Annotated in this window: 13 protein-coding genes; 12 read left to right on the top strand and 1 reads right to left on the bottom strand. The window is 65.9% G+C overall.

The annotated features are described in order from the left end of the window. Positions 1-169 precede the first annotated feature (169 nt). Genes purS through purL form a run of 3 tightly spaced genes read left to right on the top strand, consistent with a single transcriptional unit; the run spans position 170 to position 3,596 of the window. Positions 170-433, top strand: coding sequence for a phosphoribosylformylglycinamidine synthase subunit PurS (gene purS / locus FHX47_RS07545; protein ID WP_183358316.1), 264 nt, complete (start codon positions 170-172; stop codon positions 431-433). Beyond that, on the top strand, positions 430-1,212 hold the full coding sequence (gene purQ, locus FHX47_RS07550) for a phosphoribosylformylglycinamidine synthase subunit PurQ (RefSeq protein WP_183358317.1): 783 nt from the start codon (positions 430-432) through the stop codon (positions 1,210-1,212). The genes purS and purQ overlap by 4 nt, the downstream gene beginning before the upstream one ends. Continuing rightward, positions 1,209-3,596 (top strand): phosphoribosylformylglycinamidine synthase subunit PurL, encoded by a 2,388-nt coding sequence (gene purL, locus FHX47_RS07555; RefSeq protein ID WP_183358318.1) that lies wholly within the window; start codon positions 1,209-1,211, stop codon positions 3,594-3,596. Before purQ ends, purL begins: the two co-directional genes overlap by 4 nt. Positions 3,597-3,734: 138 nt before the next feature. On the opposite strand, the gene FHX47_RS07560 is transcribed toward purL, so the two are convergent. Beyond that, entirely contained in the window at positions 3,735-4,601 is an 867-nt protein-coding gene (locus tag FHX47_RS07560) for an Fpg/Nei family DNA glycosylase (RefSeq protein ID WP_183358319.1), read from the bottom strand. Between the two features lie 97 nt (positions 4,602-4,698). Here FHX47_RS07560 and FHX47_RS11070 point away from each other — a divergent pair, with 97 nt between their 5' ends. The 9 genes from FHX47_RS11070 to FHX47_RS07605 all read left to right on the top strand — a co-directional run. Then, on the top strand, positions 4,699-6,036 hold the full coding sequence (locus FHX47_RS11070) for a histidine kinase (protein WP_183358320.1): 1,338 nt from the start codon (positions 4,699-4,701) through the stop codon (positions 6,034-6,036). 3 nt (positions 6,037-6,039) lie between these two features. Then, positions 6,040-6,741, top strand: coding sequence for a response regulator (locus tag FHX47_RS07570; protein ID WP_183358321.1), 702 nt, complete (start codon positions 6,040-6,042; stop codon positions 6,739-6,741). 135 nt (positions 6,742-6,876) lie between these two features. Then, complete coding sequence (locus tag FHX47_RS07575; protein ID WP_183358322.1) at positions 6,877-7,809, top strand: ABC transporter ATP-binding protein; 933 nt, start codon at positions 6,877-6,879, stop codon at positions 7,807-7,809. Then, positions 7,806-8,924: an ABC transporter permease gene (locus FHX47_RS07580; RefSeq protein ID WP_183358323.1), complete on the top strand. Its 1,119-nt coding sequence runs from the start codon at positions 7,806-7,808 to the stop codon at positions 8,922-8,924. The genes FHX47_RS07575 and FHX47_RS07580 overlap by 4 nt, the downstream gene beginning before the upstream one ends. A gap of 22 nt (positions 8,925-8,946) precedes the next feature. Then, positions 8,947-10,656 carry a flavin monoamine oxidase family protein gene (locus tag FHX47_RS07585; protein ID WP_183358324.1) on the top strand — a complete coding sequence of 570 codons (1,710 nt, stop codon included), beginning with the start codon at positions 8,947-8,949 and terminating at the stop codon, positions 10,654-10,656. A 9-nt stretch (positions 10,657-10,665) separates the two neighbouring features. Then, entirely contained in the window at positions 10,666-11,475 is an 810-nt protein-coding gene (locus tag FHX47_RS07590; RefSeq protein WP_183358325.1) for a carbon-nitrogen hydrolase family protein, read from the top strand. Between the two features lie 9 nt (positions 11,476-11,484). After that, entirely contained in the window at positions 11,485-12,711 is a 1,227-nt protein-coding gene (locus FHX47_RS07595) for a cysteine desulfurase-like protein (protein WP_183358326.1), read from the top strand. Positions 12,712-12,912: 201 nt separating this feature from the next. Then, positions 12,913-13,236 (top strand): DUF4870 domain-containing protein, encoded by a 324-nt coding sequence (locus FHX47_RS07600; RefSeq protein ID WP_183358327.1) that lies wholly within the window; start codon positions 12,913-12,915, stop codon positions 13,234-13,236. 269 nt (positions 13,237-13,505) lie between these two features. Beyond that, positions 13,506-14,332 (top strand): MFS transporter (locus tag FHX47_RS07605; protein WP_183358328.1); only part of this gene is annotated, 827 nt, incomplete at its 3' end.

A 14,332-nucleotide genomic window follows, 5' to 3' on the forward strand; every position in this document is an offset into this window, starting at 1 on the left:
GACCACCCTCCTGAATGACCCAGCGCTGTGAAGGAACTGCGCCTCCTCAGGCCGTGTATTCGCAACAGCACTGTGAACTCTTGACGTCCGCGACCATCGCGCCGGCACCGGCGCACCTCGCGGTAGGATGAGGAACAGTTCTGTACGGTTCCGACACCAGGAGACTTCTGTGCCTACGATCGTCGTCGAGGTCATGCCCAAGCCTGAGATCCTCGATCCGCAGGGCAAAGCCATTGCCAATGCGCTGCCGCACCTGGGGCTGACCGGTTTCACCGGCGTCCGGCAGGGTAAGCGCTTCGAGCTGACCGTTGAGGGCGAGGTGACCGAGGAGGTGCTCGACTCCGCCCGCAAAGCTGCCGCGGAGATGCTCTCCAACCCGGTCATTGAAGACGTCGTCTCCGTCGCGGTTGCTGAGGATCAGCAGACCGCATGAGCACAGAGTCCCCGCTCATCGGCAGCTTCAGCGCCTCCCCCGCACAGCAGCTCGACGGCGCCCGCATCGGCGTCGTCACCTTCCCCGGAACACTTGATGACCGCGACGCCGCTCGGGCAGTGACCCTGGGCGGCGGCACCGCCGTCTCCCTCTGGCACGGCGACGAGTCCCTGCACGGGGTGGACGCCGTCATCCTCCCCGGCGGGTTCTCCTACGGCGACTACCTGCGCGCAGGCGCGCTCGCGCGCTTCGCACCGGTGATGAACACGCTGATCAAAGAGGCCGGCGCCCAGCAGACGTCGTCGTCGCCGCTTCCGGTTCTGGGCATCTGCAACGGTTTCCAGATGCTCACCGAAGCTCACCTGCTGCCCGGGTCGATGATCAACAACGACCACCTGAAGTTCATCTGCAAGGACCAGGTGCTGCGTGTGGAGAACACCTCCACCGCGTGGACCGCTCAGTTCACCGCGGATGAGCTGATTGCGGTGCCGATGAAGAACCAAGAGGGCCAGTACGTCACCTCGGCGCAGGAGCTGGAGCAGATCGAGACGGAGGGGCGGGTGGTCTTCCGCTACGTGGGCGATGACCCCAACGGCTCACGCAACCGCATCGCCGGGGTCACCAATGAGCGCGGCAACGTGGTGGGGCTGATGCCCCACCCGGAGCACGCCGTGGAAGCCGGCTACGGACCCGACGACGCGACCGGGATGCGCAACGGCACCGACGGACTGACAGTATTCACCTCCGTCGTCTCATCTTTGGCAGGAGGACAGCAGTGACCCAGAACCCCGCCGCACAGCCGGGAAACGGCGAGCCTGAGCTCACCGACGAGCCCCAATTCAGCATCGACACCGTCGACGACGCCGCAGCCACCCCGCAGACTGAGCTGCCCTGGGCGGAGTTGGGACTGAAGGAAAACGAGTACACCAGCATCGGTGAGATCCTCGGGCGCCGCCCGACGGCCGCAGAGCTGGCCATGTACTCGGTGATGTGGGCTGAGCACTGCTCCTATAAGTCCTCCAAGGTTCACCTGCGCCAGTTCGGCGATAAGGTCACCGATCGTATGAAGCAGGATCTGATGGTCGGCATCGGCGAGAACGCCGGGGTGACCGACCTGGGCGACGGTTGGGCTGTGACGTTTAAGATCGAGTCTCACAACTCGCCCTCGTTCGTGGAGCCCTACCAGGGTGCGGCCACCGGCATCGGCGGCATTGTGCGTGACATCATCTCCATGGGCGCCCGCCCGGTGGCAGTGATGGACCCGCTGCGCTTCGGCGACATCGACCACGCCGACACCCACCGGGTGCTGCCGGGGGTGGTCTCCGGCATCGGCGGCTACGGCAACTCGCTGGGTCTGCCGAACATCGGCGGTGAGGTGGTCTTCGACTCCGCATACCAGGGCAACCCGCTGGTGAACGCACTGGCGGTGGGCGTGATGCGCCATGAGGACCTGCGCCTGGCCAACGCCTCAGGCGTGGGCAACAGAGTGGTGCTCTTCGGCGCTCGCACCGGCGGCGACGGCATCGGCGGCGCCTCCATCCTGTCCTCGGAGTCCTTCGACGAATCCAAGCCCTCCAAACGCCCGGCCGTGCAGGTCGGCGACCCGTTCGCGGAGAAGGTCCTCATCGAAAGCTGCCTGGAACTTTTCCACAATGAACTGGTGGAGGGGATCCAGGATCTGGGTGCGGCCGGCATCTCGTGCGCCACCAGTGAGCTGGCCTCCAACGGCGAGGGCGGTATGCACGTGGAGCTGACCAATGTGCTGCTGCGTGATCCGACCCTGACCCCGGGTGAGATCCTGATGTCGGAGTCCCAGGAGCGGATGATGGCTGTGGTCACCCCGGAGAACGCTGCTGCCTTTGAGGCGGTGATGAGCCGATGGAACGTGGAGTACTCCTGGCTGGGTGAGGTCACCGACACTGAACGGCTGGTCATCGACTGGGACGGCGAGACCATCGTCGACGTCGACCCGCGCACCGTGGCCCACGACGGACCCGTCTACGAACGGCCCTACCAGCGGCCCAGCGCCCAGGACGCGCTGCAGGCCGACTCCTTCCGGGCATCGGCGGGGGGAGAGAACCTGCCCGCCACCGCTGAGGACCTCGGTGCGGCGGTGGTCGAGCTGATGTCCAGCCCCAATATGGCCGATAAGTCTTGGATCACCAACCAGTTCGACCGGTTCGTCGGCGGCAACACCGCACTGTCCCAGCCCGACGACGCCGGCGTCATCCGCGTCGACGAGGAGTCGGGGCTCGGCGTCGGCCTGTCCACCGACGGCAACAGCCGCTACACCTACCTGGACCCCTACGCCGGCGCCCAGCTGGCGCTGGCGGAGTCCTACCGCAACGTGGCCACATCCGGGGCGGTGCCGATGGCGGTCTCGGACTGCCTGAACTTCGGCTCCCCGGAGGACCCTGATGTCATGTGGCAGTTCTCCGAGGCGGTGCGCGGACTCTCCGACGCCTGCCAGCAGCTGGAGGTCCCGGTCACCGGCGGCAACGTCAGCCTCTACAACCAGACGGCAGGGCAGCCGATCCCGCCGACCCCGATAGTGGCGGTGATGGGACGGTTCGACGACGTCTCCCGCCGGACGCCGTCGGGCTTCCAGCGCTGGGCCGACGGTCAGGCGATCTATCTGCTGGGCACCACCGCCGATGAGCTCGACGGTTCCGAATACGCTCGCCTGCGCCACCACCTGGGCGGCACACCACCGCAGGTGGATCTGGCTGCGGAGAAGACGCTGGGCGAAATCCTCATCAACGCCTCCCGCGACGGCATGATCGACTCCGCCCACGACCTCTCCCAGGGCGGGCTCGCCGCCGCACTGGCGGAGATGAGCCTGCGCTTCGGCGTCGGCTCTCGCACCTCCATCGATCAGGTGTGCGAGCGCGACGGGGTGGATCCCTTCACCGCCCTGTTCAGCGAATCGCAGACGCGTGCCGTGGTGGCGCTGCCGCGTTCGGAGGAGCTGCGCTTCACCGATATGACCACCGCCCGGGGCTTCCCCGCCCTGCGACTGGGCGTGGTGGACGCCGAGTCCGGTGGGATTGAAGTTTCCGGGCCGTTCGAAGGCAGCAGCTTCGGCATCGGCATCGATGAGCTGAAGGAGTCCTGGTCCAGCGTGATCCCGTCGCGCTTCGGCGCCCCGCAGGATCCCGCGTAGGCCGCGCGCGAGCCGCCTGACCTTCGTTTAACGTAGGGCTCCTGCCGAATCGTCGAGCTGCTTGGCCACGCATCGGCAGAAGCTCTGCGGAGTGGAGTCTGTGGGGTTCTGGGGCTGTTCAGGGCACGTGGTCGAGGCTCACTTCAGCAGCCGAGAGAGCGCGCGGTCAGCCAACACTTTGCCGCCGGTCTGGCAGGTGGGGCAGTACTGCGTGCTGCGGTCGGCGAAGATCACCTCACGGATCACCGTTGCGCATACCGGACACTCTTCGCCGGCCCGACCGTGGATGCGCAGCCCGGCCTTCTTCTCCGCCTTCAGATCGGCGGCGGCAGAACCTGCCGAGCGGGCAATCGCCCCATGAAGGGTGGAACGGATGGCATCCAACAACTGGACGGCGTCGGTCTTCTCCGCCGGCTGATACGGAGACAGACCCGCAGCGTGGAGGACCTCATCGGAGTAGGCGTTGCCGATGCCGGCGATGGTCGACTGACTGCGCAGCACACCTTTGATCTGAGCGCGGCCGGCCTTCTGCAGAATCCCAGCCAGCTGCTCAGCGGTGAAGTCCTCGCGCAGCGGATCGGGTCCCAGCCCGGCCACCTGAGAAATCTCCATGGGGTCGCCCACCAGCCACAGCGCCAGACTCTTCTTGGTGCCGGCTTCAGTGAAGTCCACCCCGCTGCCGTTCTCGAGCACCAGCCGCGCCGCGAGTGGCCCCTTGCCGGGCCTGGCGCGTTCAGGAGCGTTCCTGCGCCAGCGCACCCACCCGGCACGGGCAAGGTGAACCACCAGGTGCAGCTGCCCGCCCCCGGGCGTGGCCATAGCGAAGTCCAGATATTTGCCATGACGCACGACGACGTCGATCACCGATCTGCCGACCGCAGAAGCTGGCGGGTCGAACGTCTTCAGGGCGGTGAACGAGGTCATGTCCAATCGCTCCACGGCGCGGCCAGCCAACCGTGAGGACAGATCAGCCGCCAGCGCGTGCACCTCAGGAAGTTCAGGCATCTCATCCTCCATGGTCGACTGACCGGGTGACTCCACTGTAGGTCAGAATAAGATTCGGTCGAGGTGCCTCCCATTACTGCTGTGGGAAGATGGCGGTGTGCATCACTCGACCGATTCACCGCAGTGGCAGCGCCGGCCCGCCACCGGCTCTGACATCCGCAACGATGCCATCATCGCCGTCGGGCTGTTCTGCCTGTCCACGCTGACGCTTGCCCTGGGCAACGCCATGGACTTCTACGAGGACCCAGCGGGGCCGGTCACCTCGCTGCTCTGCCTGATGCTGGCCACACTGCCGCTGGCCCTGCGCCGAGTCCGGCCCGTCACGGTCGCCGTCGTCGTGTCAATCAGCCTGGTCCTCATTGGTGAGTTGGAAGTCCCAGAGCCGCTGATCCGGGATATCGCCCTGTTCCTGGCCGTCTACACCGTGGGCGCATGGGCGGCCAACAGGCGCCTGGCCACCATCAGCCGCTGGGTGATCGTCGCCGTCATGGGCCTGTGGCTGCTCACCGCGTTCTTCCGAGCGACATTGGACCCTGAGATCGCCGACGAGCTCGGTGTGGGAGGGCTCACCCCGGCCTTGGCCTCCATGCTGATGCAGCTGGTGATCAACATTCTCTACTTCGCCGCAGCCATTTGGTTCGGCAACCACGCCTGGGAGCGTGCCCGCGCTGAGGCCCGGCTTCACGAGCAGGCGGAGGAGCTGCGTGCGGAGCGCCAGACGGTCGCCGCCCAGGCGGTGGCCCTGGAACGGCTGCGCATCGCCCGTGAGCTGCACGATTCGGTGGCCCACCACGTGTCGCTGATGGGTGTGCAGGCCGGAGCTGCCCGAACCGTGCTGCGCAGCGACAACGACCAGGCTGAGGAGTTCATTCGGCACATCGAAGACTCCGCCCGCAGATCAGTCGCCGAGATGCGCTCACTGCTGGGTGTGCTCCGCGACGAAGATTCCGGCGAGAGTCTGGAGCAGGCCGCCTCCAGCGCATTGGGCGTAGACCAGATACAGAGTCTGATCACTGAGGCCCGCGCAGCAGGTCTGGAGGTGGACTGCTCCGTACTCGGCGCGGAACAGCCGCTGCGGCCGCTGGTCTCGCTGGGCCTGTACCGCGTCGCCCAGGAGGCGCTGACCAATGTTCGCAAGCATGCCGGCACGAGCAGCCGCACCCGCATAGTGCTGCGCTACCAGCCCCGCTCTGTGGAGCTGGAAGTCACCGACGACGGCGCAGGGCGGCGCCGCGTGCCCACCAGTGCCGCGGTCTCAGCTGATCCGGGTCATGGCATCGCCGGCATGCGTGAACGTGTCGAAGCTCTCGATGGGCAGCTCACCGCTGAGCCGGACCCCACGGCAGGTTTCACCGTGCGCGCCGAACTCCCGCTGCAGCCGGACCTGGCAGAGGTTTCCAGATCTGAGGCGGCTCACCGGAGCACAGGGGTCTAAACGGTGAGTTCAGAAGATATTCGTGTGGTGCTCGCCGATGATCAGCCGCTGGTGCTCGGCGGCATAACCGCCATCCTCAGCGCTCAGCCTGGAATTGCTGTCGTCGGCAGCGCAGCCGATGGGCGCGAAGCTGTGCAGCTGGTCAATTCAGCCCGCCCCGATGTGGTGTGTCTGGACATCGAGATGCCGGTGATGAACGGCATCGAGGCTGCTGCAGAGATTCTGGCAACGATGGACACCCAGGTGATTATGCTGACCACCTTCAACCGTGAGGACTACCTGCTGGACGCATTGCGGGCCGGGGCCAGCGGATTCCTGCTGAAGACTGCCACCCCCGAGCAGCTCACCGAGGGGATCCGTGCTGCGGCCTCCGGAGACGCTCTGCTGGCGCCGGAAGTCACACGCACCCTGATCCAACGGGCAGTAGCAGAACCCGCCCCTGCGGCACCCGCCCCCTCCGGCGCCCAGTGGGGCGCCGACCCCCAGGCCGGCCCTCAAACCGGCACCGAGCCGCTGAGCGAGCGCGAACGCGACGTGCTGGTTCAGGCCGCATTGGGTCTGTCCAATACCGAAATCGGTCTCAGGCTCTTCATCGGCGCAGAGACGGTCAAAACTCACATGTCACGCATTCTGGCCAAACTGCAGCTGCGCAACCGGATCGAAGCGGTCGCCTATGCCCACCGCTGCGGAATCGTCGCCGACTGAGCGCCTCAGCAGATTCTGCGACTTCCTCCTATGGGGTGACGCCCGGCAATCCCCCGCTCGGGGGATCCGCCAACGACCCCCGGGTCGATATGCTCACAGCATCACTTAAGAATTCACCACAGCAGCGAGGTGCCCATGCTGGAACTGCAGAACATCTGCCGCTCCTTCTCCGGTCGCGAAGTGCTCCATGATGTGTCCTTCAGCGCCACCCGCGGCCAGCTGACCGGATTCGTCGGAGGCAACGGCGCGGGGAAGACCACCACCATGCGCATCATCATGGGGGTATTGGCCGCCAGCTCCGGGACCATCACACTCGACTCTGCGCCGCTGAGCTCACCGGCCCGGTCACGCTTCGGCTATATGCCCTCTGAGCGGGGCCTCTACCCCAAAATGAAAATCGGCGAGCAGATCACCTACCTGGCGAGGCTCCATGGGTACTCCAAAGGGCAGGCAGCCGTCCGCGCAGAGGGCCTGCTGGAGCGATTGGGCCTCACCGGGCGCATCAACGACCCGCTGGAGGCCCTGTCCATGGGCAATCAGCAGCGCGTGCAGGTAGCCGCAGCTTTGGTCCACGAGCCCGATGTGCTCATCCTCGACGAACCGTTCTCCGGACTGGACCCGCTGGCGGTGGACGAGGTCGTCAGCGTGCTGAACGAGCAGGCGTCCGCCGGGGCGGTGGTCCTCTTCTCCTCCCACCAGCTCGATGTGGTGGAGCGGCTCTGCGATGACCTGATCATCATCGGCGACGGCCGGGTGCTTGCCGCCGGCGAGCGCGAGGAGCTGCGCACCCGCCACGGCACTCTGCGCTACGAACTGGGCACCGGCTCCGATGCTGGCTGGGTCCGCCAGCACCCCGGTGTAGAGGTCGACGACTTCTCCGCCCACCGAGTCATCTTCCGCGCGGAGACCGACGCGGCGCAGCAGGTGCTGACCGAAGCGCTGCGCCGCGGAGAGGTCACCAACTTCACCCCGCTGCTACCCGACTTGAGCGAGATCTTCCGCGAGTTCACCACTGACGCCTACAACTCCGAGTCCCCGGACACCCACGTCAAGGAGCTGCAGCGATGACCACTGCGCAGCAGACACCGCGCACACCGTTGGCCGACGGCCCCGCCACTCTGTTGGTGGCCGAACGCGAGATCAGCACCCAGCTGCGCAGCAAGGCCTTCATCATTTCGCTGGCCGTCATGGTGGTCTTCGTCATCGGCGGCATCCTCGCCACGAGTTTCTTCTCCTCCGACGACGACGCCGCAGAACCTGTGGCGACGGTGGCCCTCAGCGGTCAGGCCGACGCCCTGGACTCGGCCGGATTTGAGCCCCAGCCTGCCGGGACCATGGATGAGGCAGAGGAGCTGCTGCGTGACGGGCAGGTGGAGGCGATCATCACCTCAGACAATGCCTCACCCACCGGTGTGCGCGTCATCGGACTGAATACTGAGCCTTCCGGCATCGCCGACATGCTGGCAGTCGCTCCCACCACAGAGGTGTTGGACCCCGACAATGCCGAAGGGCCGCTGCGCGCGATCGTCGCCATGGGCTTCGGCCTGGTGTTCATGGTGGTCGCACTCGGCTCAGGCATGATGATCGTGCAGAACACCATCCAGGAGAAGCAGAACCGAATTGTGGAACTGCTGCTGGCGGCAATCTCCGCGCGTGCACTGCTGGCCGGAAAGATCCTCGGCAATTCCGCTCTGGCGCTGGGCCAAGCCGTGGTGCTCGCCGCAGCCGCCTCCGTGGGACTGATGCTCTCAGGTCAGCAGGAAGTGCTGAATATGCTCACCGTGCCGATGCTGTGGTTCGTCGTGTTCTTCATACCCGGCTTCGTGCTGGTGGCCGCCATGTTCGCCGCCAGCGCCTCACTGGTCTCCCGCCAGGAAGACTCCGGCACTGTCATCACACCGGCGATGATGCTGGTGATGGCCCCGTACTTCGTCGTCGTGTTCTTCTTCGACAATACGCTGGCAATGACCATCGCCTCCTATGTGCCGTTCTCAGCGCCGGTGGCGATGCCGCTGCGGATGTTCTTCAACGAATCCATGTGGTTCGAACCGCTGCTGTCCCTGGCGATCCTGGCGGTCACCACTGTGCTGATCATGCGACTGGCTGCGGGGATCTACAGCCGCTCCCTGCTGCGCACCGGCCAGCCGGTGTCACTGCGCACAGCCCTGAGCAGAGCGGAGTGAGCCGGCGACTAAGCTGAGATGCATGTCACAGACCTCACAGTCGCACTGCTTCACCGCACCTGGTGACCCCGAAGATGGTGACCCCGAGCGGATCACCATCTTCGGACCGGACTTCCCCTTCCCCTACGACTCGTGGTTGGCCTCCCCCAAAGGCATCGGCACGATCCCGGCTGAGAAGCACGGGGCTGAGGTGGCCATCATCGGAGCTGGGCTCTCCGGGATGGTCGCCGCCTACGAGCTGATGAACCTGGGGCTGCGCCCGGTCATCTACGAATCGGCCCGGATGGGCGGCCGCCTGCGCTCGGAGCAGTTCTCCTCCGGAGACGAAGCCGTCGCGGAGCTGGGAGGCATGCGGTTCCCTGAGTCGTCGTCGACGTTCTTCCACTACGTGCAGAAGCTGGGGCTGGACACGAAGGCTTTTCCGAACCCCCTGACACCGGCCGCCGACTCCACCGTCATCGACTTAGCTGGTAAGACCTGGTTTGCGCAGAGCGTCGATGATCTGCCCGCGCTGTTCCGCGAGGTCGCGGAGGCCTGGGACGCCGCGCTGGAGGACGGGTTCGGCTTCTCCGACCTGCAGGAGGCCATCCGAGGCCGCGACGTCCCACGGCTGAAAGCGTTGTGGAACGACATCGTCCGGCGCTGGGACGACCACAGCTTCTACGAGTTCGTCGCCACCTCGGACGCCTTTTCGCGCCTGTCGTTCCGGCACCGGGAGGTCTTCGGCCAGGTCGGGTTCGGAACCGGCGGCTGGGACTCGGACTTCGCCAACACCATGCTGGAGATTCTGCGGGTGGTCATCACCAACTGCGACTCCGATCAGCACCTGATCCGCGGCGGTGCGGAGCAGGTCCCCCGCCAACTCTGGGAGCTCGAGACTGGGCCGGACTCCCCCTGGCCGGAGGGAACCAGCCTGCGCAGTCTGCACCAGGGGCGCACCCGTTCGGCGGCGAGGTCGCTGCGGCGTCGTGCCGACGGCAGCATCCGCGTCACTGAAGCCTACGGCCCGGGAGGAGACTACGACGCCGTCCTGGTGACCTGCCAGAGCTGGCTGCTGACCACGCACATCGACTGCGAGGAGGCCCTGTTCTCCCAAGACATGTGGATGGCTCTGGACCGCACCCGCTACATGCAGTCCGCGAAGACCTTCGTTCTCGTTGATCGGCCGTTCTGGAAGGACCTGGACCCGCAGACCGGCAGGCCGGCGATGAGCATGACGCTGACCGACCGCATGACCCGGGGCACCTACCTGTTCGACGACGGGCCGGATCAGCCTGCGGTGATGTGCCTGTCGTACTCGTGGATGAGTGATGCGCTGAAGATGCTCTCGCACTCGGCTCCGGAGCGGACGCGCCTAGCGCTGGAGGCGCTGGCGCAGATCTATCCGAACGTGGACATCGAATCCCACATCATTGCCGAGCCGATCTCCGTGTCCTGGGAGGCCGACCCCAACTTCTTAGGCGCGTTCAAGGGCGCACTGCCGGGCCACTACCGGTACAACGAGCGGATGTACTCGCATTTCTATCAGCAGAGCATGCCTGATTCCCACCGCGGGATCTTCCTGGCCGGCGATGACATCTCATTCACCCCTGCGTGGGCGGAAGGCGCAGTGCAGACCGGCTTGAACGCACTGTGGGGAATCATGACCCACTTCGGCGGGACCTCCCACCCGCAGAATCCCGGGCCCGGTGACGTCTACGATCAGCTGCGACCCCTCCGCCTGGAAGACTGAGCTGAACTGATGATCACCGTGGCAGTCGGGCAGCTTCGCCCGCACATCGCGCAGCCGCAGCAGGCGCTGGCCGCCGTGGAACGGGCCGCGCGCAGTGCCAGCAGCACCGGCGCGGACCTGCTGATCGTCCCGGAGACGTTTCTGTCCGGGTATGCGATCGGCCGCGCCGCCGCCCAACGCCTCGCTGAACCGGTCGACGGCGAGATGGCCTCCGCCGTGGCCCGCATTGCTCGCCGCAGCAGCATCGCTGTGGTCTACGGGTTCGCCGAACGCGGCTCGGACCAGAAGATCTACAATGCCGCCAGCTTCGTCAGCGAAACCGGAGAGCACCTTGCTGTGCACCGCAAACTGCATCTGTTTCAGTCCGTCGACGCAGAGCAGTTCTCCCCAGGCCATGACCGACCCCCGGTGGTCGCCTGGAACGGCTGGAACGTGGGCCTGGCGATCTGCTACGACATCGAGTTCCCCGAAACGGTGCGCATGCTGGCCGAGGACGGCGCCGATCTGATCTGCACCCCCACCGCCAATATGGTCGGGTTCGAACAGGTGTCACGCCTGATCGTCCCCGCCCGCGCCTATGAAAGTCAGCTCTACATCGCCTACGCCAACTACTGCGGCGCCGATGAGACGTTCTCCTATGCCGGCACCAGCGTCATCGCCTCCCCCACCGGCGACCTCTGCGCTGCGGCGAGCCCCGACGCCGAAGAGATCCTCACCGCAGACCTGGACAGAGCCACGCTGGAGGAGGCACGCCGGAACCTCACCTATCTCACCGACCGCCGCCTGGACCTCTACGGGCACGGCACGGCGCCCGGATAGGATCGCACCATGTCAGGATTCGATCTGCCCGCATTCCGCAGTCATTTTCCGGCCCTGGAGTCCGGCGTCGCGTTCTTCGACTCACCCGGGGGCACGCAAACTCCGCGGCAGGTCGGCGAGGCGATCGCCCAGACGCTGAGCGCCCCGCTGTCCAACCGTGGGACCCAGGCAGTCTCTGAGCGCAACGCCGAGGAGACGGTCACCGCATTCCGCGCGGCCTACGCCGACCTGCTGGGCGCAGACCCACGGGGCATCGTCTATGGGCGCAGCGCCACCCAGATCACCTATGACTTCTCCCGGCACCTGTCCAAGGAGTGGGGCCCCGGCGACGAGGTCGTCGTCACCCAGTTGGACCATGACTGCAACGTCCGCCCCTGGGTGCAGGCGGCTGAGCGCACCGGAGCTGCAGTGCGCTGGATTGAGCTGGATCCGGCCACTGCGCAGCTGGACACCACCGCGCTCGATTCGATCATCACCGATCGGACTCGGCTGGTCGCCATCACCGCTGCCTCCAACCTGCTGGGCACCGTTCCCGACGTGGCGAGCATCGCGCGGCGGGCGCACAGTGTGGGGGCGCTGGTCTACGTCGACGGCGTCCACTACGCCGCACACCATCCGGTCGACGTCGATGAGCTGGGTGCAGACTTCTTCGTCTGCTCACCGTATAAGTTCCTGGGCCCGCACTGCGCTGTCCTAGCCGCTGCGCCCAGCCTGCTGGAGGGCATTACCCCCGATAAGCTGCTGCCGGCCACAGACGCCGTCCCCGAGCGGTTCGAGTTCGGCACCCTGCCCTACGAGATCATGGCCGGAGCCACGGCCGCAGTGGACCTCATCGGCGCCGCCACCGCTGAGCCCGGCACTCGCCGACACCGACTCCACACCGCTCAGCAGACGCTTGAGTCCCACCAGCAGCGACTCGCGGGCCGCATTCTGCGCACCTTGGAAGAAGATTTCGCGCAGCAGGTCAGCGTTCATTCTCGGGCGCAGCGGCGCACGCCGACCCTGTTCCTCACCTTCTCCGAGCAGCACGCGCAGCAGGTCTCACGGGCGCTGAGTGACCACGGCATCCACGCCCCGGCCGGTTCGTTCTATGCCTACGAGACCGTCAGGGCCCTCAATCTGGCAGATGAGACCGGCCTGCGCATCGGAATCGCGCCCTATACCAGCGACGACGACGTCGACCGGCTGCTCACCAGTTTGCGCAGAACCATAGACGCCAAGTCTGTGTCAAGCTAGTGTAAGGGTATGTCACAGCCAAATGAGGGTGGACAGCCGTTCGAAGACGAGCCGCAGGCACGTCCACCGCAGAACGAACCATATCCGAGCCCTGCGGGGCAACCTCCTCACCAGGGGTATGCGCCTCCGCCGGGGCAGCAGCCATCACCCCAGGGAGACCCCGCACCTGCGGGTCAGCCGGGGGCAGCAGGCCCGCAGCCGATGACGGCCGGTGAGGAGCAGGGCTGGGGTGTAGGCATCCACCTGGGGGGCCTGGTGGTTTCCTGGTTGGCCCCGCTGGTCATCTGGCTGGTGTGCCGCGAGCGCAGCCAGGCCCTGGACCAACACGGCAAAGAAGCGCTGAACTTCCAGATCACACTGTTCATCGCCTACGTCGTCGGCGGTATACTCACGATCGTTCTGGTGGGCTTCCTGATCATCTTCGCGGCCTGGATATGTGCCCTCATCTTCGGCATCATGGGCGCCATCGCGGCGTACAACCGGCAACCGTACCGCTACCCGCTGTCGATCCGCCTGATCAAATAGCGCGCGGGGCACCTTCCCTCCCGACGCCCCAGTCTCGCCATGGGACGTGGGCACGCCGCGCTGTCTCGAAATCTCCCCAGCACCTCAGTGTGGCCTATGCTGGTGAGACCGGCCAGCACTGGTGGCTAGGGTTCCGTCGGCATCTTGAGGTGTCGGGTCTGGTTCGAGCGCCACGGTATGCCGCCTGCGGGCGGTGTTGATCTTACGGGATAGAAACCTTCAGGAGTGGTGTCGGCGTCCTTTGACGCCCACTTCCTGGAGGTCTTTCCTTGTCCCGTTCCTCGTCTGATTCTGCTTCTTACTTCGGCCGGCTGGTGTATTCATTGGCGGTCAGCATTGGTGTGAGCTTCGGGGCGATCCTGTTCGGCACCTCGGTGCTGATTACCTCCACGGCTGCCGGTGCTGTGTACTCATTGTCCCTGCTGTCTGCTGCCTTCTCCGGGTCTGTGCTGACCGGAGCAGCATTGGCGATCCCGGTGGGCCGCTACGCAGATCGTCACGGGATCCGCGGACTTACCGCCCTGGGCGGGGTGCTGGTGATGCTGGGGTTCTGCGGATTCGGACTCAGCACCACACCCTGGCAGCTGTTGGGTTCCTGGTGGCTGCTGGTCGGCCCCGGCAGTGCGATGGTTCTCTTCGATCCGGGCTTCATTGCCCTGCAGCAGTGGTTCACCAGGCAGGCCCGCAACCGCGCAGCCGGGACCCTGACGCTGATCACCGGCCTGGCCGGACCTATCTTCATCCCCTCGACGACGTTTCTGGTCGAGGGGTACGGCTGGAGGGTCACCGCAGCAGTACTGGGGCTGCTGGTGCTGGCCACCACCACACTTGCCTCAGCGTGGGCCCTGCGCGTCGCCCCCGCACCTGCGACAATCGCTCCCGCCCTGGAGACCGAGGAAATCGCGGTCGCTGACGGCCGCGGCCTGCCGGCTGGTTTTCTTCCGCTGACCATAGCCGTGGTCTGCACCATGGCAGTCTTGGAATCGTTCAACGTCCACCGCATCGCTCGCTTCGAAAGCTCCGGATTCGACCCGACCATGCTCGCCTGGTGGGCCGCTGCGGTGGGGCTGCTGAGCCTTCCAGCACGGTTCTTGCT

Origin of the sequence: Garicola koreensis, from assembly GCF_014195445.1 — a bacterium.
Taxonomy (GTDB): domain Bacteria; phylum Actinomycetota; class Actinomycetes; order Actinomycetales; family Micrococcaceae; genus Nesterenkonia; species Nesterenkonia koreensis.